The sequence below is a fragment of the Alistipes intestinihominis genome, assembly GCF_040095975.1.
GTDB lineage: Bacteria > Bacteroidota > Bacteroidia > Bacteroidales > Rikenellaceae > Alistipes > Alistipes senegalensis.
This window is the reverse complement of the sequence record NZ_JBBMFL010000007.1, coordinates 164472-188941: the sequence shown is the minus strand read 5'-3', so window position 1 is coordinate 188941 and position 24470 is coordinate 164472. Positions and strand designations below refer to the sequence as shown.

The following is a 24470-nucleotide window of genomic DNA, read 5'->3' as shown; positions in this document are numbered from 1 at the left end:
CTGCCCTTACGCCCGTGCATGCCACCTGCACCGAAATGCAGGGGCAAAACACAGGTTTCAGACAAATTTTACACCACTCCAAAATAAATGTTATATCGCTATAACAAGTCGCGAGTTTACCGGAACGGTATAAAGGTTTGTCTTAACCTTTATTAAATTATTTCCGATACAAATATAGCATAATTTTTTCAATTTTAAGTTATGCGACCCGCCGGAAATTAAAAAACGGACGTAGACTTTGTGATATATTCCGTAAGGCTCTGGAAAACCGTGAAGATATAGAGCACAAGAGCCCACGCCCATAGACATGGTACGATACCACAATCCGAGGCGTGGGAAACACGACCCGTCGGGCATCCTTGTGCTTCGTTCTTCAAAAAAGGTTCCAGACTTTTACGGAAACGAAGTACATACGTCCGCCTATCGGCGGACCGCAATTCAAAACTAATACAAAAAATCCGAATCCACAACTATTTGCGGACATTTTTTGCGCCGGATAGGCCATACAGCCCGAATGGCCTATATTCCCGTTTTAACGGAATATGTCACCAGACATATCCCCCCCCCGAAAAAAAGGCTGTCTGACAAATCGCAGACAGCCTCTTTTCGTTTCCGGCACCGTTCTATTTCGCCAGGTCGCGCACGAAGGCCAGCGCCTTGTCGTAGTCGGGTTCGTGGGTGATCTCGGGCACGTACTCCACGTAACGCACCACGTCGTCCCGGTCCACGACCACCACGCCGCGGGCCAGCAGGCGCAATTCGTCGATCACGAAGCCGTATTTCATGCCGAAATCCAACTCCTTGTAATCCGAGAAGACGTGCACGCGGTCGATCCCCTCGGCGGCGCAGAAACGCTTCTGCGCGAAGGGAAGGTCCACCGACAACGCCAGGACGACCACGTCGTCGCCCAGCTTCGAAGCCTCGCGGTTGAACCGGATGTTCTGCAACGAGCAGACCGGAGTGTCCACCGACGGGAAAACGCTGAAAATGCGAACCTTGCCGCGAAAATCCTCCGACGGGACGGGTTTCAGCGCAGCGTCGATGACCGTAAATGAGGGGGCTTTTTCGCCCGCCTTGCAGCGATTGCCGACAAGCGTCACGGGCTTGCCGCCGAAAGTTACTTTGTGATCCATAATTCGTCTGTTTTTGAATGAATTCTACAATTCCGATGCCGCCCAGCTATTCGGCCGCCTTGATCCGCGCGACGGCCTCAGCCACCCCGCGGTAAAGCTCCGGCAGGTCGATGCCCCCGATGCGGCGGTTTTCGACGACGATACGTCCGCCGACCACGACCGTCTCGACATCCGACGCCTTGCCGCAGTAGACCACATTCGACACGACATCGTGAACGGGCTGCAAATGGGGTTTCTGCATATCCACGACGATCACGTCGGCCAGCGCGCCCGTGCGGATCACGCCCAGCTCGCCGTCGGCATACCCCATCGCCCGGGCGCCGTTGGCCGTCGCCAGCCGCAGGGCCTCGTAGGCCGGGAGCGCCACGGGATCGCCCGTCGCGGATTTTTGCAGGAAAGCCGCCGTGCGCAGCTCCTCGAACATGTCGAGGTCGTTGTTCGAGCAGGTTCCGTCGGTGCCGACCGTCACCAGCGCCCCGGCGGCCCGCAGCCGCTCGACGGGAGCCACGCCGCTCGAAATCTTCATGTTGCTCTGCGGGTTGTGCGACACGGTGACGCCCCGCGCAGCGAGGGTCCCGATGTCGCTGTCGGTCACGTGGATGCAATGGGCGCCGATCGTCTTCGGACCCAACAACCCCAGCGCGTCGAGGTGTTCGACGGAGGTGCATCCGTATTTCTCGCGCACGATGCGCACCTCGTCCTGCGTCTCCGAAATGTGGGTCATCAGGTGCAGGCCGTACCGGTCGGCCAGCTCCTTGCCGCGCAGGAGGTTTTCGGGCGACACGGTGTAAGGCGAATGGGGCGCCACGGCGATCCGCACCCGGCCGGAACCGGCGGCGGCCAGCCGCACGGCCTCCCCGACCCGGGGCAGCACCTCATCGGCATTCGTATCGAAGTAGTTGCAGCCCAGCAGGGCCCGGATGCCCAGCCGTTCGGCCACCTCCACGCAACGATCCTCGAAATAGTACATATCGACGAACGATGTCACGCCGCCCAACAGCATCTCGACGATGCCGAGCGTCATGCCCAGCTTCACGTCGTCAGGGGTCTGGTGCGCCTCGAAAGGCCAGATATAGTCGTGGAGCCACGCCATCAGCGAGATGTCGTCGGCATAGCTGCGCTGGAGGGTCATGGCCGCGTGGCAATGGGTGTTCACCAGCCCCGGCATCACGAGTTTGCCCCGGCAGTCGATCTCCCGGAGTCCGGGATGCGCCGCGCGGAACGCCGCAGCATCCGCCTCCGAAGCCGTCGCCAGCGCGATGCGGTCGCCGTCGGTGCCCACCCAGCCCGTAAAGGTCCGGGGTTCGCCGCCGGAGGCCGTCATCGGCAGCACCGTCGCGTTTGAAAAGAGTATCGGCATCTAATTCTTAATTTTTAATTTTTCACTCTTAATTTTCACTTTCCCGCGCTCGGGCTTGTCGATGGAGTTGCCCTGCACGGTGATCACGTCGCGGCCGTCCACCGAGTTGGAGTAGACCTGGATCACCTTGTTGAAGGCTCCCGGCTCGCTCTTGTGGGGTTCGTACACAATGCGGATCACCCCCGAGTCGGCGGGCGCCACGGGGCGCTTCGAGAACGAGGCGCTGAGGCACGAACACGAGGTGATGACGCGCACGATGACCAGCGGCGCCGTGCCGTCGTTGACGAACTTGAATTCGTGCACCAGATCGCCGCCCTTGCGCGGCACGTCGCCGAAATCGTGGGTCGGGTCGTCCATCTTCAGGTGCGCCCCCTTAGCAGGTCTTTCGGCATACGCCGCCCCGAAAAGCAGGCAGGCGAGGATTGTCAGCAGTAGTATTTTCATCGTTCAAATTTATTTAATCCAATATCATACCAAATGCCCTAAATCCCGGCTCTTAGCCGGGCGGGCGAAAAGCCGGATGGAAAGCGTTCCAACAGACCGTCGCCCTCTAAATCCCGGCTCTTAGCCGGGCAGGCGGAAAGCCGGATGGAAAGCGTTCCGACGAACCGTCGCCCTCTAAATCCCGGCTCTTAGCCGGGCGGGCGGAGAAGCGGACAAAAAGCGGGCACCGTCCCGATCGCTCTTAAAACAGGCTTCCTAAGCCTGCATGCGGAAGATATAGGTTATCGTGCCGCCCTGCACCGCCGCGCGGCTCTCGGTGAAACGCGCCTTGCGGGCCGCGGCTTTGGCCGCCTCGATCAACTCGGCGGCGTCCGTAGTGGAGCCTTTCGGCTCGTAGGAGGCGCCCGTCACGCGCCCTTTGGCATCGACCGTCACGCGGATGACGACCTTGCCGCTCTTCGAACCCGGATACGACGGCCTGGGGAGGTCGCCCACCAGTCCGCGTCCTTTCAAGCCCTGGTCCAGCTGGTCCAGCCCGTCGGGATTGAGCCCCGGCCCGGTGCCGCTGGCCTTGTCCTCGCCCTGCTGAGCGCGGGGATTGCCCGCATTGTCGGGTTCGTCGGCCCCGCCCTTGTTCATCTTGAAGAGTGCCTTGGGGTTGGGGGTCTGGGTCACCTCGTCCTTGCCGGCGACCTGCGCCGTCTGCTCCACGGGAGCCGCAACGTCGTGCACGCGCGGCTCGGTGGCGATCTTCACGGGCGGCTTCGGCGGCTCGGGAACGGGCGGCTCGGTGAAATCGACGAGGATCGTGTCGCCGGGCTTCTCCACCGCCTGCGAAACGTCGAACGACACCAGCGCGAACGAACCGGCCAGCAGCACACAGTAGACCGCCGCCGCGACCGCCGCCCATCGGCGAGGATTCTTATTATCGGGATCGTAATAATACATTGGCTTCCCAATTAAAAATTAAGAATGAAAAACTAAAAATTGTCTGTACGGCAAATCCGGCCACACATCCACAATATCTCTCTTTCAATTCTCAATTTTTCATTTTTAATCGAACTTATTTCGGCGATGTCGCCAAAATAAGTTTGTAATTGTTGTCTTTGGCGATGTTCATGACCTTGACCACCTCATCGACGGCCACCGTCTTGTCGCAGTGGAGCGACACCGTGGCGTCCTTCTGGCCGTCGAGGCGCGCCTTCAACGCCCGCTCCACGCCCTCGATGCCCTGCACCTTCTGCAACTCGACGTAGTAGTTGTACGACGCGCCGCTCTGCTGGATCGAAACCGTGGTCATCGCCTTGTCCTTCAACTGGTTCGAGCTCTTCGGAAGCATCAGTTTCAGGGCGTTGGGGTTGATCAGCGTCGTGGCGATCAGCAGGAACAGCAGCAGCAGGAACATCAGGTCGGTCATCGACGAGGCCGAGAACGATTTATCGACTTTCGATCCGTGTTTGATTGCCATAATGCGCTATTTTTGAACGGGTTGATTCAGAATGTCCATGAATGCGATCGAGTTGGCCTCCATCTGGAACACCAGCTTCTCGATGCGCGCCACGAGGTAGTTGTAGCCGAAGTAGGCCGGGATGCCGACGATCAGACCCATCACCGTGGTCACCATCGCCACGTACATACCGCTCGACAACAGCCCCAGATCGACCGTGCCGCCCGCGGCGGACATGTCCATGAAGGTCTGCACCATGCCGAGCACCGTGCCGAGAAAACCGATCATCGGGGCGCCGCCGGCGATCGTGGCCAGGAACGGCAGGCCGTTTTCGAGTTTCGAGACTTCGAGGTTGGCGACGTTCTCGATGGCGGTCTGCACGTCGCTCATGGGGCGTCCGATGCGCTCGATGCCCTTTTCGATCATGCGGGCGATCGGCGTGTCGGTCTTCTTGCAGAGGTTCACGGCCGTCGAGATCTTGCCGTCGGAGATGTAGTCGCGGATGCGGTTCATAAAGTTCATGTCCAGCACCGAAGCCTTGCGGATGGCCATGAAGCGCTCCACGAAGATGAAGATCGTCACGCCGCCCAGCGCCAGCAGCGGCCACATCAGCCAGCCGCCTTTGGTAAACAGGGTCCACAAGCCCATGCGGGTCTCCTCACTAACGGCCACCGCCTCGGCGGCCTGCAAAAATGTCATCATAATGTTTTACAAATATTAAAGTTTACAAGTATTCTATTCCTCAATCTCGCTTTCGAGCGCTTTGGTATTTACGGCTCCCGGAGCAAGTCTTCGCTACCAGCCTTCCAAACGCGGCTTTTCAAGCCGCCCTCGGAGGGGGCTTGTCGCATCGCGACCGGATTTACAACCGGAATGCAAACGGCAAAGTCTCAATTTTTAATTTTTCATTCTTCATTTTTAATTATGAACAGCGTATCCGCCGGCTCCCGCTGCCGCTCTTTTTCCGCCTCTTCGGCCGCTTTTTCGGCCGCCCGGGCCGTACGCCGCGCCATGCGCCGGGCCTTGCGCTTCTTGTTGGTGAAGCGCTCCCGGATGCGGTTGCGCAGGTCCCTCAGGTTGTTGAAATCCTCCTTGAAGTAGACGCCGATGCCGGTCTCCTGCAAACCCTGGTTCTCGTCGAAACGGTCGATCGTCTGCGTGAAGGCTTTCAGCTTGAGCGTTCCGGCGCGGTCGATCAGGTAGGTGATGTAAGCCTCGCCCATGAAGTTGGACATCGAGTTGTTGTTCACCGTCGCCTGCTTGTTGTCGATCAGGTAGTTGCCCTCGACCTCGACGAACAGGCGGTTGTTGATGAGGCTCTTCGAGAGCCCGAAATCCACCTCGTCGCTCGTCAGTTCCGACTTGGGCCGGTAGCGGATCACCACGTTGTAGTCCGACGACGAGAGCCAGTTGCTCACCATGTTCGACACGAACTCCAGTCCCGTGGCCGCCGACACCGAACTGCCGATGTTGGCGTTGGCCTGCGACGAACTCTCGGACATGAAGCTGTTGAACAGCAGCAGGTAGAGGAACTGCGTATCGACCGTCTCGGGGGTCGAGAGGGCGTTGGCCACCAGCGTCTGGGTCTCGGGATCGGAGCCGGGCACCCGCACGTCGAAACCGATCGAGGGGTTCGACAGCCGGTCCCCGAGGTGGATGACGCACTCCACGGGCACCGAACGGTCGCCGCCGAGATTCTCGGAGGTGCCCTGCAACAAAGGCTGCAACGAGGCTTTGAGCTTGTAAACGGCGTCGATGTCCAGCAGGGCGTTCATCGGCGAACCGGTCCACTGGATCGACGAACCGCTCTCGATGGTGAAACGCTTGTTGATGATCTGCTGGAGCGAGAGCATGAAACTGCCCTCGGAGATGGTGTAGTCGCCGTAGATCTCGAAGATATTGGCCCGGGGGTTGATTTCGAGGTTCAGGGTCCCTTCTCCGCGCCCCTTCACCGTGTTGCCCTCAACATCGATTTCGACCTCGGCATCGGGGCGCACGTTGAGCGCCATAGTGATGTTCATCTGGCTGGCGGCGTCCGCACGCTGGCGGTGCTTGCGTTCGAAGAGGAGTTTCTTGCGCGCCACGTTGTCGAGCGTATCGGTCTTCTCGGGCTGCACGAAGCGCACGAAATCGGCGTTCGAGATGTTCGACTTGCTCGACAGCGGCAACACGAACGACGAATTGCCGTCGGTGGCGGCTGTGATGTCCATCCGGACGGCCCCCTTGTCGCCCGAGATGCGGGCCGACCCCGTGGCGTAGACCTTTCCGTAGAAAACGTCGTTGTCGTCGGGGCCGGTGTCGAGCACCAGCATCTGCTGCGGGGCCACCCGCACGTCGTAGGAGATGTTCGACAGGTGTTGCAGGCTCATGTCGAAGTCGAAGCGTCCGCGGTGGCCCTGGGGGTCGAACACCGCGACGTTCGAAGCCTTGAAGCGGTTGTTCTTCACCGACAGCACCGCTTCGGGCATCGAGTAGGCGACCTGCGTGAAATCGACCCGGGTTTTCAGCCCCGAGACACGGACCTCGCCGGCGAGTTCGGCGTCGCGGCGCTGTCCCTGCAAGACGAGTTCGGCCGAGGCGACGCCCTCGGTGGAGGAGATCACCCCCGTCAGAATCGGGTCGAGCAGCCCCATGTCGAGGCTATCGACATCCAGCCGGGCGTAGTAGCGCATCCGGTCCGGGGCGTAGAAGCCCCGCACGAGCGTGTCGCGCTTGACGCGGTTGACCACCGTCACGCCCGCCCGGTTGCGGGCGAAGTCCCAGCGCGACGCCAGACGCATCGGCGGCGCGGGAATGTCGTTGACCTCGACGCTGTCGAAAAGGATGTCGGCCGAGATCTCGCCGCCCCGCAGCACCGACTTCATCTTCGCCGAACCGTTCGTGCGGCCCTCGATGACGTAGCCCATGCGTTCGGCGACCTGCGTGAAGGGCGACAGGTCGAAATTGCGCAGCGAGAGGGTCACCGAATCCTCGCGGCTGCGCGAGGCTACGCCGTCGAGCAGCAGTTCCTGTTCGCGGTTCATCACGAAAAACCTGTCGATGACGATCCGCGCCGTGTCGATCAGTATCTTGCGGGCATAGATCTGCCACGTCTTGTTGCCGCGGGTGATGTGCGACGGGAGTATGCGCAGGTCCACCACACGCCCATTGGCGCCGTGCTCGTCGGCCACCGACGTACGGATTCCCACGAGACCCGAAACCCGGCGCGTCGTGTCGTCGAAGCCCGCCGAGAGCTGCACGCGGCCCTGACGGGCACCGCCCGTCAGCGAGAGGCGCGGCAGGTGCAGCACCCCGGCGTAGAGGTCCTCGGCCGAGGCGTAGACCGCCAGCGAGTCGCCGCGGTTCGAGGCGTTGACCGAGAGGCGCGTGGCCAGCATCCGCCGGCGCTCGATGTACTCCGACGAGGCTTTGAGCGACAGCTGGTCGCTGGCCGGATTGAACAGCAGCTGGAGCGACGATCCGTCGGCCACCTGCAAGCCCGCCGACACGGCGTCGGCCACGGGGTTGAAGTTGCGGATGTTGACCGAGAGCAGCGAAAAATCGTTCGCCACGGCGGCCTTGCGCTCCGAAGGCCCCGTTTCGGGCGGGGCCTCGCTCAGCATCGGAAGGTATTTCCACGCGCTCCGCCGCAGGTATTCGAACACCGTACGGTAGCTGGTCTTGGAGCGGAACGTGGCGTCGGCGAAATCCGAGCGCAGCTCCACGAACTTGCTCTGCGCGGAGTTCTCGCCCGTGACGGTCATGTTCGTCGCCTCGATCTCCTTGTCGTTGTAGCGGTAGCGGGCGTCGGTCACCTGGATGCGGCCGTTCAGGTCGTCCAGCGAACGCCCCCCGGCCTTGGCCGCGATGTGCGCCGAGAGCTGCGACACCGAGTCGCGGCGGTTGATGTGCAGGCGCGCCAGATCGGCGTGCCGCAGGTCCATCGTGAAGTCGTAGCGCGGCACCGAGTCGTTGAAATCCACCAGTCCGAAGAAGTCGAAGTCCAAATTGGGGTCGCGGGCCGTGATCAGGCCGTCGAACTCCCGGTTGCGCAGACGGCCGTCCAGCCGCAGCGAGTCGTAGACATAGCCGTTGAAGCCCAGCCGGGTGACGTTGCCCACGACGTTGGCGTCGGCCACGCCCTTGCCGATCACGCCATCGACATAGGCCGTGAGGGTGGCGTTGCCCAGCAGATCGCGGCGGTCGAGCAGGTCGCCCAGCCGCAGGTCGCGCGTCTCGACATCGCCCCGCACGCTGCTCAGGCCCCTTTTCAGCGGCGACATCCGCAGGTTGCAGGACACGTCGCCCACCTCGGTCGCGGCCCCCAGCTGCATGTCGAACGCCGAGAGCTTCCCCTTGAAGCGGGCATCGAGGTCGATGCTCCCCGAGTTGCCGAGTATCCCGACCAGCCTGTCCGGGAGCTTGCGCCCGGCGATGCCGAGGGCCAGCCCGTCCATCGCCTCGGCCGAGGAGTGCAGGCGGGGCACCGAGAGGTCGAACCACGTGTCGCGGATCTCCGGCAGCCCCTTCACCGCGGCGTCGGCCACGAGCGTCGTGCCCTCGCCGATGTGCATGCTCCGGACCTTGGCCGTGAAATCCGCCACCACGCCCGCGACCTCGATGTCTATATCGCTGAAATCCAGATGCCAGTCGCGCAGCCCGGGAGCGAACCACGCGATGTCGTCGGTCGAGACCGAGGTGTTGCGCAGCGCGGCGTCGATGCGCACCTGCCCGAGAAAATCCTTGTATTCGGCCCACGAGTTGCCGACCAGCGAGATATAGGGAATCCGGACGTTCGAACGCGCGGTGACGATCGAGGCGTCCTCGAAGCCCAGACACCCCTGCGTCATGTAGAAACGCCCCGCGAGGTGGTCCAGCACGAAGCCGCTGCGCTCGCGGGCCGTGAGGGCCGCGACGGTGGTGTAGATGGCCGACCCGTCGATGGTGAAGTCGTCCACGCGGGCCGTCAGGCCGTAGAGGTGCATGTGCGAGAAGTCAATGCCGTAGTCGCGGTGTCGCGCGAGGCTGTCGATCCGTTCGAGGCAGAGGTCCATATTCTCGATCGAAGCCCGGCTGATCGAGAGTTTGAAATTGCCCTTCCGGGGTTTGTCGGGATCGGATATGCGGCTGACGATCTGCTTGATGTTCATCTCCCCGTCGGGCATCTGCCGCAGATAGAGCTTGGCGTCGGCGATCTCCCCGCGGCTGAACGCGAGGCCCCCGCCGAAGAGGCCGAAGCCCGTGACGTAGGCGTCGAGCTTCCCGACGTAGAGCAGCGTATCGCGCCCGTAATCCTCGACGTAGAAGCCCTTGACCTTGATTTTCGAGAAGATGCCGATGTCCACGCGTTCGATCGACACGGTGGTCTCCAGCTTGCGCGAAACGGCCTCCGCGGCCTTGTGCACCACGAAGTTCTGCACGGCGGGAATGTCGAGCAGCAGCGAAAGGAAAACGGGCAGAATTATCAGCAACCAAACCGCCGCCGAGAACACCTTTCCCAATATTTTTATACCTTTGCGCATCAGGAGCTCGTTATAACCTGCAAATTTAACGAAAATAGTTAAAAAACAATTATAATTCCCGATGGATATTACAATTCTGGGCATCGAATCCTCGTGCGACGACACCTCTGCGGCGGTGCTGCGCGGCAACGTGCTGCTGTCGAACGTCATCGCCTCGCAGGCCGTGCACGTCAAATACGGCGGCGTGATCCCCGAACTGGCCTCACGGGCCCACCAGCAGAACATCATCCCCGTCGTGGACACGGCGCTCCGGGAGGCCGGGATCGACGCTTCGCAGCTCGACGCCATCGCCTTCACGCGCGGCCCCGGACTGGTCGGCTCGCTCCTCGTGGGCGTGTCGTTCACCAAGGGCCTCTCGATCGCCCGCAACATCCCGATGGTCGAGGTCAACCACCTCCAGGGCCACATCCTCTCGCACTTCATCGACCTGCCGGACCGCACGCTGCCCCACCCCGGTTTCCCGTTCCTGTGCCTGCTGGTCAGCGGCGGCCACACGCAGATCGTGCGCGTGGACTCCCCGCTGGAGATGGAGATCATCGGCACGACGATCGACGACGCCGCGGGCGAAGCGTTCGACAAGTGCGCCAAGGTGATGGGGCTGCCCTATCCGGGCGGTCCGGTGATCGACCGCCGGGCCAAGGAGGGCGACCCGAAGGCGTTCCGTTTCGCACGCCCCCGCGTCGAGGGTTACGACTATTCGTTCTCAGGGCTGAAAACCTCGTTCCTCTACACGCTGCGCGACGCCGTGGCGGCCGACCCCGACTTCATCGTGAAGCACGAGGCGGACCTCTGCGCGTCGCTGCAATCCACCATCGTCGAAATCCTGCTCGACAAGCTCGTCCGCGCCTCGAAGGAGACGGGCATCCGCGACATCGCCATCGCGGGCGGCGTCTCGGCCAATTCGGGGCTCCGCGACGGCATCGTCGAGACGGGCCGCCGCCGGGGGTGGCGGACGTTCCTGCCGGAATTCAAGTTCACGACCGACAACGCGGCGATGATCGCTATGGCGGGTTATTACCGTTACAAGCAGGGGGAATTCGCCTCGCTCGACGTTTCGCCCGTGGCGCGCCTCGAAGAGTTGTAGAAAGGCCGTTTCGTTACACAAAAAGTCCGGAAGCGATCGGATTCGGATTTTTTTGTCTATATTTGCACTACGTCCGCAATAGCGGGCCGCTTAATCAAGCTCTGAAATCTGGCAAATTTTTAGCAGGTGATTAAGCACATATTCCTGCTGTTACGGCGTGCCTGCGCCGGGACTGGCACGGGATATGATTCCTACGTCACAACGGCGCGGGCTATATGTGCTTATTTCTTGCAGGGCTTGCCAGAGCCTCAGAGCGAATAGGTAACAGTAGTCCGCGTTTTTTCGGCGTGGTGCGCCGGGAGCGCGGACATGGATCAGAAACACGGAAACCCGCCTCCGCCCCTAAACCCGCCTCTCAGGCGGGCGCGGATAAGGGACCCCAAAACGACTCGGCTCCATGACAAAGGAATCCATCCGCGAACGCAACCTCGAAGACTGGCAGCGCCTCCAGCAGATTATCGACGATTCGGGACTCACGATCAACGCTTTCGCCCGCCATATCGGACTGTCGCGGGGCGAAAATCTCTATCAGATCAAGCGCGGGCACAACGGCATCAGCCGCGACCTGGCGCTGCGCATCCACACCCATTTTCCGCAATACGGCATCGGCTGGCTGCTCACCGGCATCGACAACTCCCCGGGCGTCCTCTACGCCCCCTACTCCGGCTGGGTATAGGAGCGCCCGGACCGCCACGGAAAACCCCTTCCGGACGTATGTTCGGAAGGGGTTTCGCATAGGACCGGCGTCGGTCAGAGCCGGTTTTTCAAGCCGGCGGCGAAAGTTTCGTATTCCGCGCGCAGCGAGGCCATCAGCTCCCGCACCGACTGGATCTTCTCGGCACGCCAGGCGTTCGCCCCGCAGAAAGCGTAGCCGTTGCGGAGCCTGCCCCTGAAGGCGTTGTAGAGCGCCAGCATGATGCAATAGGGGCTGTGCGTCACGTCGCAGGTCTTGATGCAGTCGAACGGGCAGCTCTTCGGGCGTTTCAGCCCCTCTTTCACCCGGTCGAGGAACGAATTGCGGATGGCCCGCCCCGGCATGCCCACAGGGCTCTGGATGATCTCGATGTCCTCCTCGCGGGCTTCGATGTAGCTCTGCTTGAAGGCCGGATCGGCGTCGCACTCCTCGGTCGTGACGAAGCGCGTGCCCATCTGGACGCCCGCGGCGCCCAGCTCCATGATGCGGTAGATGTCCTCGCCCGTATAGATGCCGCCGCCGGCGATCACCGGAATGCGGCAGTCGTGTTCGAGCTCGAAGGCCCGGACCTCGGCGACGATCTCCGGAACGAGCGTCTCCAGCGAATAGTGCTCGTCGGCGATCTGCTCGGCCTTGTAGCCCAGGTGGCCGCCCGCCTTGGGGCCCTCGACGACGATGGCGTCGGGAACGTACCTGTACTCCGAGAACCATTTCCGGCACAGCAGTTTCGCGGCGCGCGCCGACGAAACGATCGGGGCCAGCTTGGTCCGGGCGCCCTCGGTCAGGAACGACGGCAGGTTGAGCGGGAGCCCGGCTCCCGAGAAGATGATGTCGGCCTTCTCGGCGATGGCCGTGCGCACCATGTCGGCGAAGTTGGACATGGCGACCATGACGTTGACGCCGATGATGCCGCGCGTGGCTGCACGGGCCTTGCGAAGCTCCTCTTTCAGCCCCCAGATCGAGGCCGCGCGGTAGTCTTTCGAGTAGTCGTTATAGATCGCCCCGAGGCCGGCCGACGAGATGATGCCGACGCCGCCCTGATCGGCCACGGCCGAAGCCAGGCCCGCGAGAGACACGCCTACGCCCATGCCGCCCTGCACGATGGGCATCGAGGCGCACAAATTTCCGATTTTCAGTGATTTCATGCTGTTTATTTTCAAAATCCGGTTACATAACCACGACGAAGGTACGGAAAATCGGGCCGTTTGATTCCGCGCGGGAACATATTTAACGCAGGCTTCACATTGCCCGCCCGAAAAGCGGCGCCGGACAGCGGGAAGGGAACGGCGGGGAGGAACGGCGGAGAGGGAACGGCGGAGAGGGAACGGCGGGGAGGAAACGGCGGGGAGGAAACGGCGGGGAGGAACGGCGGGGAGGAACGGCGGGGAGGAAACGGCGGGGAGGAAACGGCGGGGAGGAAACGGCGGGGAGGAACGGCGGGGAGGAACGGCGGGGAGGAACGGCGGGGAGGAACGGCGGGGAGGAACCGCCCGGAAAGCGGCGCCGGACAGCGGGGAGGGGCTGCCGGGGAGGAAACGGCGGGAAAGAACCGCCGCGCTCCGTCCGGGCAGGCACCCGTCATCCGCCCCTCACCGGCAGAACCGCACGCCCCGGACCCGCTTGCGGTCCCGGCCCGCGGTTTCGCGCTCGATGATGCCCGTCACAACGTCGGCGGCGTCGTGCCAGCGGTTGGCGCGGAATTTCCGCCGGTAGGTCGTCAGATGGGCGTACAGCTCGGGCCAGCGGAGGTTCCACCCCCGGGGCCACCGCAGGAGGTGCAGGACCGTCGCCGAATTGGAGAGGATGCGGGCCTCCTTGTTGGCGCTCTGGTGGAACCACTCGACCCGGACGCCCGGAGCCAGCGCCTGCACGGCCCGGGCGAAGCCGCGGCCGCCGTTGTTGCTCTCGACGGCCGCCTGCCGCGTGTCGGAGCGCACTAACGCCTCCCCCACCAGCGGCTCGGTCGTCTCCATCGGTTCGCGCGAGTAGACCGCATCGGTGACGTAGATCACCCCGTCGGCATCGACGGCGTAGCAGATCGAGCAGAGGTAGTCGTCGCCCGTGTCGGCCGTGTCGGTGTAGTTGGCGCGGCGGACGATCTCGCGGGGAAGATCGTCGTACTCGGCGAAATTCAGCCCGTACAAAAGTCCCTCGCGGGACGAGGGGCGGCCCTGGTACATCGCCTCGAATTGCAGGGGGTCCAGCCGCCGTTTGGCCGCCAGCAGGGCCGCGCCGTGCTGCTCCTCCCACAACGCTTCGCCGGGCTGCCGGGGGTCGATGCCGGTGGGCGGACCGCTTTTCAGGGCCTCGAAATTGAGGTGCAGCCACCGGTCGGCGGGCAGGCTCTCCAGCTGCGGCCACTCGCGCAACTCCTCGACAGGCTCGCGGGCCGCGAGGGTGCCGATCAAATCCTCCTCGTGCCAGCGCGTAAAGACGATCAGTTCGCGCGAGGCGTTGTGCATGCGGGTCCTCACCACCGAGGTGTACCACTCCCAGCAGTTGGCGCGGACGAGCGGCGAATTGGCTTCGAGCGCATCCTTATACAGAAAGTAATCAATTTTGTCGCAAAATATCGTAAAAAACATTATATTTGCACAAAAGATTGATTATTAGCGTTATGGAGAAATCGAAACGAGTTGTGGGTTATGCCCGTGTATCGACGGAAGCGCAAGACATCACCCGTCAGGTTGAACTTATTACGGCCTATTGTACCGAACGAAATTATCATCTGATCAAAATCATTCAAGAGAAGATTTCGGGAGCCAGAAAGGACAGAAAGAGTATTAATGAACTGTTAGAGGTGGACGACACCGTTGCAGACATGATTATCGTTTCTGAACTCTCCCGTTTATCGCGTGAAGACGATATATTATCGGTTCTTTCTACTATCAATGAATTATTGAAACAGGGTGTCGATATTCTGTTTTTGGACAAGCAAGACCGCATTTATAAGGCTGGAACTGTTCTGTCTCTTTATGACATCATCACGCTGTCGGTAGAGGCCAAAGCAAGCGCCGATGAACGCTACAAGATTGCAGGACGGATGCAGACGGGTTTACGCTCCAAATTGTCCGAGTTTACGAATATGTTTACAGGCGGGACTGTTCCATTCGGTTATAAAGTCATTCATAATCCTGATTATAAATTAAACCTTACCCCGAAAAATCTGCTTGTTGTAGATGCCCAAGAAGCCGAAGCGGTAAAATACCTTTTTCAGCAACTAATCGACGGCAATACGATTCGCCAGACCGTGAGAGTTTACAACAAATTATATCCTTATAAACTCTCTTATTCTGGCATTTGCCGCATTATCCGCAATCCCAAATACAAAGGTGAGATTTATCGACGAGGTAAATTGTACGGGACGATTCCAGAATTGCAAATCATTACACCAGAGGTTTTCGACAAGGCCAACAAACAGATGCGTGAAAACAATCTGTTTCAAAGCAATGCTCCTAAATACTATAATCCGCTGAAAGGTCTTATCTTTTGTCCTTGCGGATGCAGTTTGTATATGAAGCCCAACCACAACAGCTATTTGATTTATCGTTGTTCAAGTTCCTATAACGATAAACAGCGGTGTGAGAATTTCGGCATAAAATGCTCTTATGTCCTTTCTGCTGTCTGGACATGTGTAAAGGAAACCTTGCACACCGAGGAATACAAGCGTTTCAATACGGAGCGGGCAAATGAATTGCAGGGGATAAACAAACAGATTCGGGAAACAATCACCCGAAAAGTCAATAACGTTGATGAACTGAAAACGCAATCGGCATCGTTGATTGCCAAAATCAAAAAACTGAATAACGATGACCTTATCAACGAATTGGAAACCGATTATAACGTACTTTGCAAACAAATCAAGCAAATTGAGCAGGAAATTTCCGAACTGAACGGACAGATAGCCGAAAACGATGCCGAAATAAAACGGAGCGTGGAACAGAAAGATTTTAGCGAAATGGAGCAATCCGCCTTATATAAGGAGAAATTGCAAAAGGTCGTTTATCACTCGTTATCTGCTATGCGTGGCATTTTGGAGATTGTCTTTAAGAACGGCATGATACGTTATGTACTGATTAAAAAGCATCGTAACGGGGGTGTCTTTCTGTTGCCAGAGTTCTGGACGGTGGATATATCCCGTGCCGTGATAATCGTTCCGACACATCCCAGCGTAGACCCAGAACATCCCTATACGCTTTTGCCTACAATTCCCAGAGAATACACCTTTGACACTATCATTACCGAGCGGGATATGGATGAATACCGCATCACCGTATCGTGACGCCCTGCTTTATTCAAATCGAGGGGTGGGAATATTTATAGTTCCCGCCCCTCTCCCTTTCATTTGCGATTATCCGAGATACTGATTCAGCAAATCAAAGGTAGCCTGCTCTCGGCTCTGATTCTCTTCTTTGTGAGGATTCATAATTTCATCCGCCTGCTCCCGTGTCAGCTGGTTGATTTTCTCTTCCATTTGAGCGGTAAAAGCGACAGGATCGTCTGCATGGGCAAACTTGGTGATTATGTGTGCAATCAAATACTTTTTGGCGAGAAAAGCATCGAGAAATTTCCTTTGTGCCGCATTATACCACTTGATACTGCGTTGAAACCATCCCGTATCTTCAAATTCTTTGGGCAGTTTATTGCTTTTCAGACTCTCCACCAAAGTTTTAGGCTTGAGCGTATTACCGCCTAAACACCACAGCGAGATAGTCGCCAGCGGATAGCTTTTGCTATGCAACAGCATGGCAAAATCGAATACCTCGTTCGATTTTTCCAGCATCATGGCAGGAGCGGCCATATAATCCGCCCCTTTCCACGTCGTTGTGCAGATATTCATTTGCGCAATAACCTCGGCAATCGACAACTCGGCATTGAGGGGTTCACAAATCACAAGGTCGTCCATATTCATCCCCAAATTCTGATAGGCAATCAATCGGTGCTGACCGTCCAATACGGCGTAATACTTCACGGCTTCATCGTTGGGTATTTCATTCCCTTGCTGGTCAACCAGACATCCGCCCATCGCCGTTACCTTTTCACCGTTTACCACGGTGACGGGTGAGAGTTGTCCATACGCTTTGATAGAGCGTTCTTTTGCCTTTACCACTTTGCTATTTGTAGGGCGATTTCCCTTGACAAATGCAAACTGACGGTTGGCGTCATCTACTGAAATTACCATCTTTTTCATGGCTTTTACTTACTCTGTCCTTTATGCAGAGGGGCTGATAATGGCTGCAATCCCTGCCCAAAGATTGCAGACCGCAAAGAATACCCTTACGGCAGAACAAAGGTCTGAATAAATTTCTGTCGAATTTTCAGTTTATTACTGATTTTCAGATGCTAACAACGCAAAACATATATTTTATTGCAAAATGCGTTAAACTATTTGATTATCGGTTAAATATTTTATATCTTTGTAAAACAATTCAGCAAAGACATCCACCCGATCAATCAAGCAGTTCATATAAGGCGGAATCTATCCGCTTTTCCTATTATCGCACGATATTTCCGCATTTTTTGAGGGTGAAATGAAGATTTCCTTTATAAGCATAAATTCGGAATCAAGAAATACGGAAAGCAGAACAGCGAATTGATAACGAAATTTTGGAGGTAAAAACATTTTTTTGCCGAAAATTTCTTTCTGTTTTTGCGAACTGCTCAAAAGGTTGATAACAAAATTTCAGAGGTAAATTCATTTTTTCATGCAAAAAAAGTTGCAAGAATTTTCTTTGAACGACCCTAATATAATACTTATATATTTAATAATCAAAGATTTATGTTTTATTTCGAGAAATCAAAGATAAATTGACAAGATAGTAGGGTTCATAGCATACAGGCGATTGCTCAAAACTGTCCTGTGCAGATTGCTCAAAAGTGTCCTATATATACACTACCTACTTATACATAACCTAATAAGTCTTTCAGACCATGTACTACCATATCAAAGACCATAAATGATTCGACAACCGCAAGCAGGCAAAAGAGCATTACGGCATTGCCTGCTTTCGAAAACTACTGCACTTAAAAGAAATCATATTTACGAACAATCAAAATTCCATTGCTAACGATGAATTATACAGTAATCCCCAAATCAATCGTGAACTTTCAGACGGGCAACAGTAAACCCGTCGATATTTACGTGTGAGCGACCATTAAGTGTTGCTCCAATCACAAGACGAATATTTCCCATATAACAGAAGAAAAACTATCCTTACTGACGGGATTGGATGAACGAACAATCCGACGTGTTATCAAACGCTTAAAAGATGCAGGTTATATGACCGTGCAGACTACCGTTAAAGAAGATGCAGACAGAGGTTTTATAAAGCGAAATTCATACAAGATAAAGCCAGCAAACAAAGACTATTTCTTCCTCGATAATAGTTTCTTTAAGAGGAACTATCCCGCCAAGATTGCAGGGTTTCTGCTCTTATTAAAGGCAATATGTCTTAATAATACGGATACCGTCCAATGAAGCAACAGCCAGATTGCAAAGAGTATCGGATTATCCCGCAATACCATTACTGCATTATTAAATGAATGTCAGCAATTAGGGCTTATAAAGCAGATTGCAAAGGGTTATGAACTGACGACTGGATGTTTTATCAATTCAGCAGTTAGAAAGACGGATGCAGGGATTTATAAGGAGATATGCGAGTTCTGTAAATCAAAGGGTATAACACCGCCAAATTGGGATAAGCGGGCTATGTCCGTGTTGCTTACAAAATACACCGCTATCGACGTACCGAGAACAGAGCCAATAAGCATAACCTACCAACTCAATAAACGATGTAAAACCTTGCCCGATAAGGTATCGTTGGCCTATTTTATAAAGGTGCTCGATATGCAGGAACAATATAAGGCAGTTATGGAACGAGCCGAACAAGCAAAACAGTTTAAGGAAGAGTTCAGCGGTTTTGCATTTTAGATATACAGCCCCCGTGCTTACGCACGAGGGCTTTTTCATTTAATAAGAGATGGTGACATATTTTTGGAATTTCTTGTTTATATACCCCTTGAAAATTGCGTCACTCCGATTTCTCTCTTTACATACACGTCGTAGGCGTTTATCAGAAACAGGTTATAATGTCTGTTTCTTTTGTAAAATATATCCCCTGCACATACAGTTACTCCATACTAAAGCCCCCTCTCCATTGTCAAATGTAAAACCGTTTCATATATGAAAACACTTGACAGAAAGGCGGCGGAGATTTTCCGCGCATTGTTGGCTCTACAAACAACCAAAATCGACAACTCGGGCGGTACTTATATGCCCGTCTACCTTGAATTGATCGGCCGTATCGACAAGTACGACTTTTTTTCGCTGGCTCATTACGGACAGCAGAACGGCGATGCCATGCGAGACCCCGAAATGCTCTTTGCCCTGCACAATGAAACTCGGCAATTCATTCCTTACTATTATCGCAACGACTATTGCGGTATCGAGGAAAACAGCGTCAGATGGTCGGAGGATGGAATAGCGTTGAATCCTCGCTTGCAGGCCAGCCACACCACGTTTGCTAATCAATGGCTACGCAATATCGCCACACAACAGCACCTATTATGACGGCACAGCGATTGGTGGAGAACTGCGTATTGACGAATCAAACCGCAGTCGTGGACGAAATGCTCAACAGGCACTTATTAGCCGAAGAATATATCTATCCGTTCTTGGGTGATGTCATGGAATGGTGGTTGATTGACAGTTGGCTGGCCGAACGTCTGAAACAGGAGGGAGAGGTTATTATCGACGAATACGGGTGCTGTTGGTGGGGACGATTAGCCAGCGGACAGGCTATCTGTATGGACAGCGTGATACAAAAGATAGCCGCAGAATAACGTGCGGAACACTCTATATACTCGGTTGGTCGGTTTGCTGATTATCGGCGACTTGTAATTCTTACAGCCATTACCAAACCATCAAAACAGATTTTAAGTCGGCATATTCTCGATAATTGAGGGTTGGAATGATTTGCAACTCCCGATTAAAGGGAATATGTCGGCTTAAATTGAATAACAAAGCATCTAACCCAAGTTACAAGAAACAAAGTTTATTTTCCAGCCCTTTCCCACTTGTTTGGCAACTTTGTTTTGACGAAATTTGAATCTGCAACAACCTTGAAAAAAGAGTGGTTTTGCCATTGCATTTCCGATGATTGTTTTCTACTTTTGTGGAAAACATACTGAATACGGAAGTGTAACTTTATTCTCGTGCGACGAACGTAGGAAATTCCAAGCACAATAGAGAGGATAAGTGGCATTGCCCTCCCGTCGTATCTTCACGATACAGGCGCGGGGTTGTTGCTTATTTTATCTATTGGGTTTCCTACGACCTGTCGCACTAAAATAAGTCATCAGCCCTGCGCTTTCTTTTTTAACTAATCACATCTTGGGGCGGAAGGTGTGTACCTAAAGATATGGCGAGCAAGTCTGCAAAGCAAAAATTAGTGGTCTTGACAGGGGCAGGCATTAGTGCCGAAAGTGGTTTGGCTACATTTAGAGATACCAACGGATTGTGGAAACAATATGATGCAAAAAAGTTAGCGTCTTTGGATGGATTCAAAGACAATCCGCAGGCCGTTTTGGATTTTTATAATTATCGCAGAAACGAACTGTTGAACGTGACCCCCAACTATGCTCATTTACTTTTAGCAGAGTTGGAAAAATGGTATGAGGTTACAATCATTACTCAAAATGTGGATAACTTGCATGAACGCGCTGGAAGCACACATGTTATTCATCTGCACGGGGAGCTTACCAAAGTAACTTCATCCAAAGACAAACTAAATCCATGTTACATAAAAGACTATCCATTAAATATTCCTATCCGAATAGGAGACAAAGCAGAAGATGATTCACAATTAAGACCGTTCATAGTCTGGTTTGGCGAATCTGTCTATGCTATGGACGTTGCTATTGATTGGACAATGGAAGCAGAGATATTTGTTGTCATTGGTACATCTTTAACAGTATATCCTGCGGCTAATCTGATTGAATATGTTCGTTCAGAAGCCATCAAATTCATTATTGACCCAACTGATTTGTCAGATAAACTGCCTAATGGATTTTTACATATACAAGATTGTGCAACCTCTGGGGTAAAAAAACTTGTAAATGAATTGGTCTACAAATAGAGAACTCTAATATACAACTATCACATTAAAACTATTAATTATGATGTACGAATGTCGTAATAAAATCGGGGAGAAAATAGGAGTTGCCCATACCAAGAGAGAGGCGGAAGAAATGATTCGCCATGCGAATTGGTTGTTAGACCAAAAAAGAGGAACTCCCGAATATGAACAAAGAGTTGCAAGAGCGCAAAAAGCAGAAGAAAAAGAAATGAATGCTACGGGCGTTGGCATCATTGCAGGTGTTATTTTCTTTATTATCTGTATAATAATGGCTCTTTCTTAATACAATCTTTACTATGAAACAATTATCGTTTTTCCTTGTATTACTTGCTTAGTTCGGCTCTTTTAGCTCAAATATAGAAAACATATAAATATGAATACATTAGTTGTTCCAAACACTTTCTCTGAAAGTGGCCGTTGTGCATTAGTAATTGTACTTGATAATCTTTTTGGTATTGTGAAGCCATATATTACGCATCCGAACCAAGCAGCAGGGAATCGCATACAAAAGGAATATTTCGATTTCATGAATTATCTTGGCATTTCTCAACAAACGGTTGACCGTATTTCACAAACGGAGTGGCAAGTATATGCGATTAATGGAGGCATTGACTGCCGCAATATTCTAAAAGACGAACTTCATACAAACAGCGAAAAATCGTTTGTTTATAGCTCTATTCAAAAATGGATGCGACTAATTAATGACTATGCATCTAATGACCCTGTTTTTGTGGCAACAGCCAAAAGCATTGCAGATAGAGATATATTAGATTCGATAATAAATTTGTGATATGGGCTTATTTGGACGCTCTAACGCAGATAAAATCGCGGATAATATTCGGGAACAAGCAAAATTTATTCTGTTGCAATTTAATGGAATCGACGAGGTTTTTTGTCGAGATGGAGGGGCGACACCTTACAATGCCCAAGAATTAGCCTTATATATGCAACGGATAGAACGCACGCATAATGCCATTCAACAAGAATTGGATAAGTTATCGGCCATACAACAAAGTCGAGTGGTCTTGCCTTGGGTCAATGGGAAATTATATGATTTATACACATGGAATTTATCATATCAAATGGTTATAAATAAGATAGTTCAAGAAATGAATAAATTATAAAATTATGCCAACATTATTAGGGATTTTCATAATCATTATTCTATTTGTAATCTGGAAATTTATCCGAGAAATGATTAAAGAAAATCGAGATAAGCATTATTAAAAACATTGCCAAAGAATCAGTATTGAAACTTTGGCAATGTTTGTCCCTGCTCTTTCGATAGTGACATAATTTTTAAGGGGTATATAAAAGAGATTTTTGCAAAATGCGTCACAGCTATATTATACACATAACATTATCACCTATGAACCGCTATCTACTAACCGTCGCTTTCATCTTATCGGCTCTATTCACCAATGGACAGACAATAAGCCATGATAACGTCCAGCAAATCCTATCGGACATATTGACGGCTCAAAAAGCCCTGCAAGGAGCTGTAATTCTCTCTGATATGAAAGGAAATGACATTGCATCGGCAGATTGCAGAATGACAAAACGAGGGCCGAAAGCCTGCAAACAAGATTTTATGAATATCGCTGCGGAGAAAAGTAAACAATTCTCCTATGACGATTGCCGAACCGATTATGTTGGGTTGGAAAGTTTGGATATAGCCGCTAAAGGTGCAACAGTCAGAGCCAATAGAAAACGGCATTATTGGGGCAGTCTGACGGCATACTATCCTGCCGAGAATCCGCAATACAGAATCTTCGTAATCATGGAGCAAAATATATATAATGGCACTTACTATGGTGTTCCGCTTTGTGCTCCTGTTGTTGCAAGAATAATTAAATCCCTCAATAACTAATCCATGACCCTCAATCCCACGCTTAAAAGCATACTTGTAAGAACTGCCTACATCGTAGGGAGTTTGACAATCTATTATATTGCCTATAATTATTGCCTTGATTATCTGGATTTTCATTATTGGAGTGATGGAGGACTGATAGACGGGCATCCAACATTACGATATACTTTACTAATGATGGCTGCGGCTATTCTTATCTGGGTGAATATCCGCAAACTGTCACGTCCCAATATACGGCTCTATTTTAGTGCATTTCTATTAGGGCTTGGACTATTGATTGGAGCATGGAAAGTCGGTGCATTTTATCTCTACTCCGAACATGTACTTTTGCGCCATATATATCTGGAAATACTCTTTCATTTTGGATGGTTTAGCGTATTAATATCTTCAATTTTGCCAATATTCTTTGTAAAACAGAAAAATGCAAAATTAGACAGAGGTAGCAAAATAGGCTTACTGATTGTTGTACTATTGTTTGATTTCACGATTGCCATGCCTAATATTTTTGGTGATGAAATAATGGAAGCCAGAATATACGGTAATGAAAACTGTTACTTAATACAAAACGGAGAAGAATGGAGTTGTCATTTATTAAGCGTTACAAATCCCGATGATAAGATATGGACGGATTCAGTTGTAATGCGGACTATCCAATATTTTCCGAAAGATAATTCTTGGTGGGTGGCTGATAATGGTGATTCTATTCGTATAGAAAGTACAAAAGTGTACCACTCAAATCTGCAAATAATACATTCCAACGGGAAAAGCTATCAAGTCCGCACATTGGGTTATGCAGAAACAGAATACGGTAATTGTTGGCAATCTAACATATGGCGCAAAATCAAAGGATTGTTTTGCAAAGAAGAAAACGAACGATGAAAAACTACTTACTTATACTGATGGGCATTTTGTTCGTCTGTTGCCAAAGCCAACCCGAAAGACCATTTTCAGAGGCCGAGAAATTGGCTGATAAGCAATACTACCAATTCTTTCATTGGATGCTTTTCGGTGATGGAGATAAAGATACCGCAGTCGAAAGTCTGTTTAAGTCGGCAGAAGCAGGTTATGCAGAATCACAGAGCCAATTAGGGGGTTGCTATGCCTATCGTCCCGACTTGATTAAACGAAAGGGGGCAGACATTGATTCTGCTGTTATATGGTGGCTCAAAGCGGCTGAACAAGAAGATTATGTTGCACAAAAGGAATTGGCGATATTCCATGTAAGAATGAAAGAGTGGAAACAAGCTAAATACTGGCTCAAACGCGCTGAAAAGAATGACTTTGAAGATGAAACACTCTATCACGAAATTAGAGGCTATGAACGCAGGAATGTGCAACCTATTCCAAAGGAGAGTAGAATTGCTGTCAAACAGTACTATCAATTTTTGAGTTATGTCCAATCTGGTTATAAATTGAATTTCGACATTAAGAATCTGATTGAATCCGCAGAATCGGGCTATGTTCATTCCCAAACGGAATTAGCGTGTTGTTATGCCTACCGTCCCGATTTACTCGGATGTGAAAAGCCACATATTGATTCTGCTGTAATCTGGTGGCATAAAGCCGCAGAGCAAGACGATTGGGTTGCACAAGAAAAATTAGCCCAGCATTATGTCGATTTACAAGATTGGAAACAAGCTAAATTCTGGCTGAAACGAGCCAAGAAGAACGGATATAAAGATAAGGAGTTGCAAAAGAAGATTAGGAAAAACTTATAGCATCGATGAAATAATTTTAAAGGCCAATATTAATTACAATCTTCATAAATACTTTACATTAATTAATTATCAATCTATAACA

21 protein-coding genes and 1 pseudogene are annotated in these 24470 nt (G+C 52.9%); 12 read left to right on the top strand and 10 right to left on the bottom strand.

Features of this window, described 5'->3' with window-relative positions; genetic code table 11:
* Positions 1-623 precede the first annotated feature (623 nt).
* The 7 genes from tpx to WMO46_RS07995 all read right to left on the bottom strand — a co-directional run bounded on the left by tpx (position 624) and on the right by WMO46_RS07995 (position 9885).
* Positions 624-1133 carry a thiol peroxidase gene (gene tpx / locus WMO46_RS08025; RefSeq protein ID WP_276760911.1) on the bottom strand — a complete coding sequence of 170 codons (510 nt, stop codon included), beginning with the start codon at positions 1131-1133 and terminating at the stop codon, positions 624-626.
* 46 nt (positions 1134-1179) lie between these two features.
* A complete protein-coding gene (locus WMO46_RS08020; protein ID WP_026076525.1) occupies positions 1180-2493 on the bottom strand; it encodes an amidohydrolase in 1314 nt (437 codons plus the stop codon).
* Complete coding sequence (locus WMO46_RS08015; RefSeq protein ID WP_019150757.1) at positions 2494-2937, bottom strand: DUF1573 domain-containing protein; 444 nt, start codon at positions 2935-2937, stop codon at positions 2494-2496.
* A 255-nt stretch (positions 2938-3192) separates the two neighbouring features.
* The gene (locus WMO46_RS08010; protein ID WP_349094153.1) at positions 3193-3885 is read right to left on the bottom strand and encodes a TonB family protein; all 693 of its coding nucleotides are present in this window, start codon (positions 3883-3885) and stop codon (positions 3193-3195) included.
* A 115-nt stretch (positions 3886-4000) separates the two neighbouring features.
* On the bottom strand, positions 4001-4405 hold the full coding sequence (locus WMO46_RS08005) for an ExbD/TolR family protein (RefSeq protein ID WP_019150759.1): 405 nt from the start codon (positions 4403-4405) through the stop codon (positions 4001-4003).
* Positions 4406-4411: 6 nt separating this feature from the next.
* A complete protein-coding gene (locus WMO46_RS08000) occupies positions 4412-5086 on the bottom strand; it encodes a MotA/TolQ/ExbB proton channel family protein (protein WP_010261042.1) in 675 nt (224 codons plus the stop codon).
* Between the two features lie 203 nt (positions 5087-5289).
* Positions 5290-9885, bottom strand: coding sequence for a translocation/assembly module TamB domain-containing protein (locus WMO46_RS07995; RefSeq protein WP_349094152.1), 4596 nt, complete (start codon positions 9883-9885; stop codon positions 5290-5292).
* A gap of 61 nt (positions 9886-9946) precedes the next feature.
* On the opposite strand from WMO46_RS07995, the gene tsaD reads away from it, so the two are divergent.
* Together tsaD and WMO46_RS07985 are read left to right on the top strand one after the other, a co-directional pair.
* Positions 9947-10969, top strand: a complete 1023-nt coding sequence (gene tsaD, locus WMO46_RS07990; protein ID WP_019150761.1) for a tRNA (adenosine(37)-N6)-threonylcarbamoyltransferase complex transferase subunit TsaD — start codon at positions 9947-9949, stop codon at positions 10967-10969.
* Between the two features lie 397 nt (positions 10970-11366).
* Complete coding sequence (locus WMO46_RS07985; RefSeq protein WP_349094151.1) at positions 11367-11645, top strand: hypothetical protein; 279 nt, start codon at positions 11367-11369, stop codon at positions 11643-11645.
* Between the two features lie 74 nt (positions 11646-11719).
* Here the strand turns inward: WMO46_RS07985 and WMO46_RS07980 are convergent, their stop codons facing one another.
* Together WMO46_RS07980 and terL are read right to left on the bottom strand one after the other, a co-directional pair.
* Entirely contained in the window at positions 11720-12808 is a 1089-nt protein-coding gene (locus WMO46_RS07980) for an NAD(P)H-dependent flavin oxidoreductase (protein WP_349094150.1), read from the bottom strand.
* Between the two features lie 444 nt (positions 12809-13252).
* Positions 13253-14209, bottom strand: a pseudogene (gene terL / locus WMO46_RS07975) (phage terminase large subunit); the annotation flags it as partial.
* Positions 14210-14280: 71 nt separating this feature from the next.
* Between terL and WMO46_RS07970 the strand changes: the two are divergent.
* Complete coding sequence (locus WMO46_RS07970) at positions 14281-15945, top strand: recombinase family protein (RefSeq protein WP_178499234.1); 1665 nt, start codon at positions 14281-14283, stop codon at positions 15943-15945.
* A gap of 69 nt (positions 15946-16014) precedes the next feature.
* Here the strand turns inward: WMO46_RS07970 and WMO46_RS07965 are convergent, their stop codons facing one another.
* Positions 16015-16854, bottom strand: coding sequence for a hypothetical protein (locus WMO46_RS07965; RefSeq protein ID WP_178499236.1), 840 nt, complete (start codon positions 16852-16854; stop codon positions 16015-16017).
* Between the two features lie 1992 nt (positions 16855-18846).
* Between WMO46_RS07965 and WMO46_RS07960 the strand changes: the two genes are divergently transcribed.
* The 9 genes from WMO46_RS07960 to WMO46_RS07920 all read left to right on the top strand — a co-directional run bounded on the left by WMO46_RS07960 (position 18847) and on the right by WMO46_RS07920 (position 24388).
* Entirely contained in the window at positions 18847-19233 is a 387-nt protein-coding gene (locus WMO46_RS07960; protein WP_256128649.1) for a DUF6908 domain-containing protein, read from the top strand.
* On the top strand, positions 19230-19505 hold the full coding sequence (locus WMO46_RS07955) for a hypothetical protein (RefSeq protein ID WP_256128650.1): 276 nt from the start codon (positions 19230-19232) through the stop codon (positions 19503-19505). Before WMO46_RS07960 ends, WMO46_RS07955 begins: the two co-directional genes overlap by 4 nt.
* Positions 19506-20083: 578 nt before the next feature.
* Complete coding sequence (locus tag WMO46_RS07950) at positions 20084-20800, top strand: NAD-dependent deacylase (RefSeq protein ID WP_256128651.1); 717 nt, start codon at positions 20084-20086, stop codon at positions 20798-20800.
* A gap of 40 nt (positions 20801-20840) precedes the next feature.
* Positions 20841-21083: a hypothetical protein gene (locus WMO46_RS07945; protein ID WP_178287090.1), complete on the top strand. Its 243-nt coding sequence runs from the start codon at positions 20841-20843 to the stop codon at positions 21081-21083.
* A 90-nt stretch (positions 21084-21173) separates the two neighbouring features.
* The gene (locus tag WMO46_RS07940; protein ID WP_178287092.1) at positions 21174-21590 is read left to right on the top strand and encodes a hypothetical protein; all 417 of its coding nucleotides are present in this window, start codon (positions 21174-21176) and stop codon (positions 21588-21590) included.
* Between the two features lies 1 nt (position 21591).
* Positions 21592-21924, top strand: a complete 333-nt coding sequence (locus WMO46_RS07935) for a hypothetical protein (RefSeq protein WP_178287094.1) — start codon at positions 21592-21594, stop codon at positions 21922-21924.
* Between the two features lie 245 nt (positions 21925-22169).
* Entirely contained in the window at positions 22170-22670 is a 501-nt protein-coding gene (locus tag WMO46_RS07930) for a hypothetical protein (RefSeq protein ID WP_177606273.1), read from the top strand.
* 3 nt (positions 22671-22673) lie between these two features.
* Complete coding sequence (locus WMO46_RS07925) at positions 22674-23549, top strand: hypothetical protein (protein ID WP_177606272.1); 876 nt, start codon at positions 22674-22676, stop codon at positions 23547-23549.
* Positions 23546-24388 carry a tetratricopeptide repeat protein gene (locus WMO46_RS07920; RefSeq protein WP_256128653.1) on the top strand — a complete coding sequence of 281 codons (843 nt, stop codon included), beginning with the start codon at positions 23546-23548 and terminating at the stop codon, positions 24386-24388. Before WMO46_RS07925 ends, WMO46_RS07920 begins: the two co-directional genes overlap by 4 nt.
* Positions 24389-24470: the final 82 nt, after the last annotated feature.

What these genes read in the sequence shown, in the direction of transcription:
- tpx (WP_276760911.1), bottom strand. Translation starts at nt 1,133, where the DNA reads ATGGATCACAAAGTAACTTTCGGCGGCAAGCCCGTGACGCTTGTCGGC.
- WMO46_RS08020 (WP_026076525.1), bottom strand. Translation starts at nt 2,493, where the DNA reads ATGCCGATACTCTTTTCAAACGCGACGGTGCTGCCGATGACGGCCTCC.
- WMO46_RS08015 (WP_019150757.1), bottom strand. Translation starts at nt 2,937, where the DNA reads ATGAAAATACTACTGCTGACAATCCTCGCCTGCCTGCTTTTCGGGGCG.
- WMO46_RS08010 (WP_349094153.1), bottom strand. Translation starts at nt 3,885, where the DNA reads ATGTATTATTACGATCCCGATAATAAGAATCCTCGCCGATGGGCGGCG.
- WMO46_RS08005 (WP_019150759.1), bottom strand. Translation starts at nt 4,405, where the DNA reads ATGGCAATCAAACACGGATCGAAAGTCGATAAATCGTTCTCGGCCTCG.
- WMO46_RS08000 (WP_010261042.1), bottom strand. Translation starts at nt 5,086, where the DNA reads ATGATGACATTTTTGCAGGCCGCCGAGGCGGTGGCCGTTAGTGAGGAG.
- WMO46_RS07995 (WP_349094152.1), bottom strand. Translation starts at nt 9,885, where the DNA reads ATGCGCAAAGGTATAAAAATATTGGGAAAGGTGTTCTCGGCGGCGGTT.
- tsaD (WP_019150761.1), top strand. Translation starts at nt 9,947, where the DNA reads ATGGATATTACAATTCTGGGCATCGAATCCTCGTGCGACGACACCTCT.
- WMO46_RS07985 (WP_349094151.1), top strand. Translation starts at nt 11,367, where the DNA reads ATGACAAAGGAATCCATCCGCGAACGCAACCTCGAAGACTGGCAGCGC.
- WMO46_RS07980 (WP_349094150.1), bottom strand. Translation starts at nt 12,808, where the DNA reads ATGAAATCACTGAAAATCGGAAATTTGTGCGCCTCGATGCCCATCGTG.
- WMO46_RS07970 (WP_178499234.1), top strand. Translation starts at nt 14,281, where the DNA reads ATGGAGAAATCGAAACGAGTTGTGGGTTATGCCCGTGTATCGACGGAA.
- WMO46_RS07965 (WP_178499236.1), bottom strand. Translation starts at nt 16,854, where the DNA reads ATGAAAAAGATGGTAATTTCAGTAGATGACGCCAACCGTCAGTTTGCA.
- WMO46_RS07960 (WP_256128649.1), top strand. Translation starts at nt 18,847, where the DNA reads ATGAAAACACTTGACAGAAAGGCGGCGGAGATTTTCCGCGCATTGTTG.
- WMO46_RS07955 (WP_256128650.1), top strand. Translation starts at nt 19,230, where the DNA reads ATGACGGCACAGCGATTGGTGGAGAACTGCGTATTGACGAATCAAACC.
- WMO46_RS07950 (WP_256128651.1), top strand. Translation starts at nt 20,084, where the DNA reads ATGGCGAGCAAGTCTGCAAAGCAAAAATTAGTGGTCTTGACAGGGGCA.
- WMO46_RS07945 (WP_178287090.1), top strand. Translation starts at nt 20,841, where the DNA reads ATGATGTACGAATGTCGTAATAAAATCGGGGAGAAAATAGGAGTTGCC.
- WMO46_RS07940 (WP_178287092.1), top strand. Translation starts at nt 21,174, where the DNA reads ATGAATACATTAGTTGTTCCAAACACTTTCTCTGAAAGTGGCCGTTGT.
- WMO46_RS07935 (WP_178287094.1), top strand. Translation starts at nt 21,592, where the DNA reads ATGGGCTTATTTGGACGCTCTAACGCAGATAAAATCGCGGATAATATT.
- WMO46_RS07930 (WP_177606273.1), top strand. Translation starts at nt 22,170, where the DNA reads ATGAACCGCTATCTACTAACCGTCGCTTTCATCTTATCGGCTCTATTC.
- WMO46_RS07925 (WP_177606272.1), top strand. Translation starts at nt 22,674, where the DNA reads ATGACCCTCAATCCCACGCTTAAAAGCATACTTGTAAGAACTGCCTAC.
- WMO46_RS07920 (WP_256128653.1), top strand. Translation starts at nt 23,546, where the DNA reads ATGAAAAACTACTTACTTATACTGATGGGCATTTTGTTCGTCTGTTGC.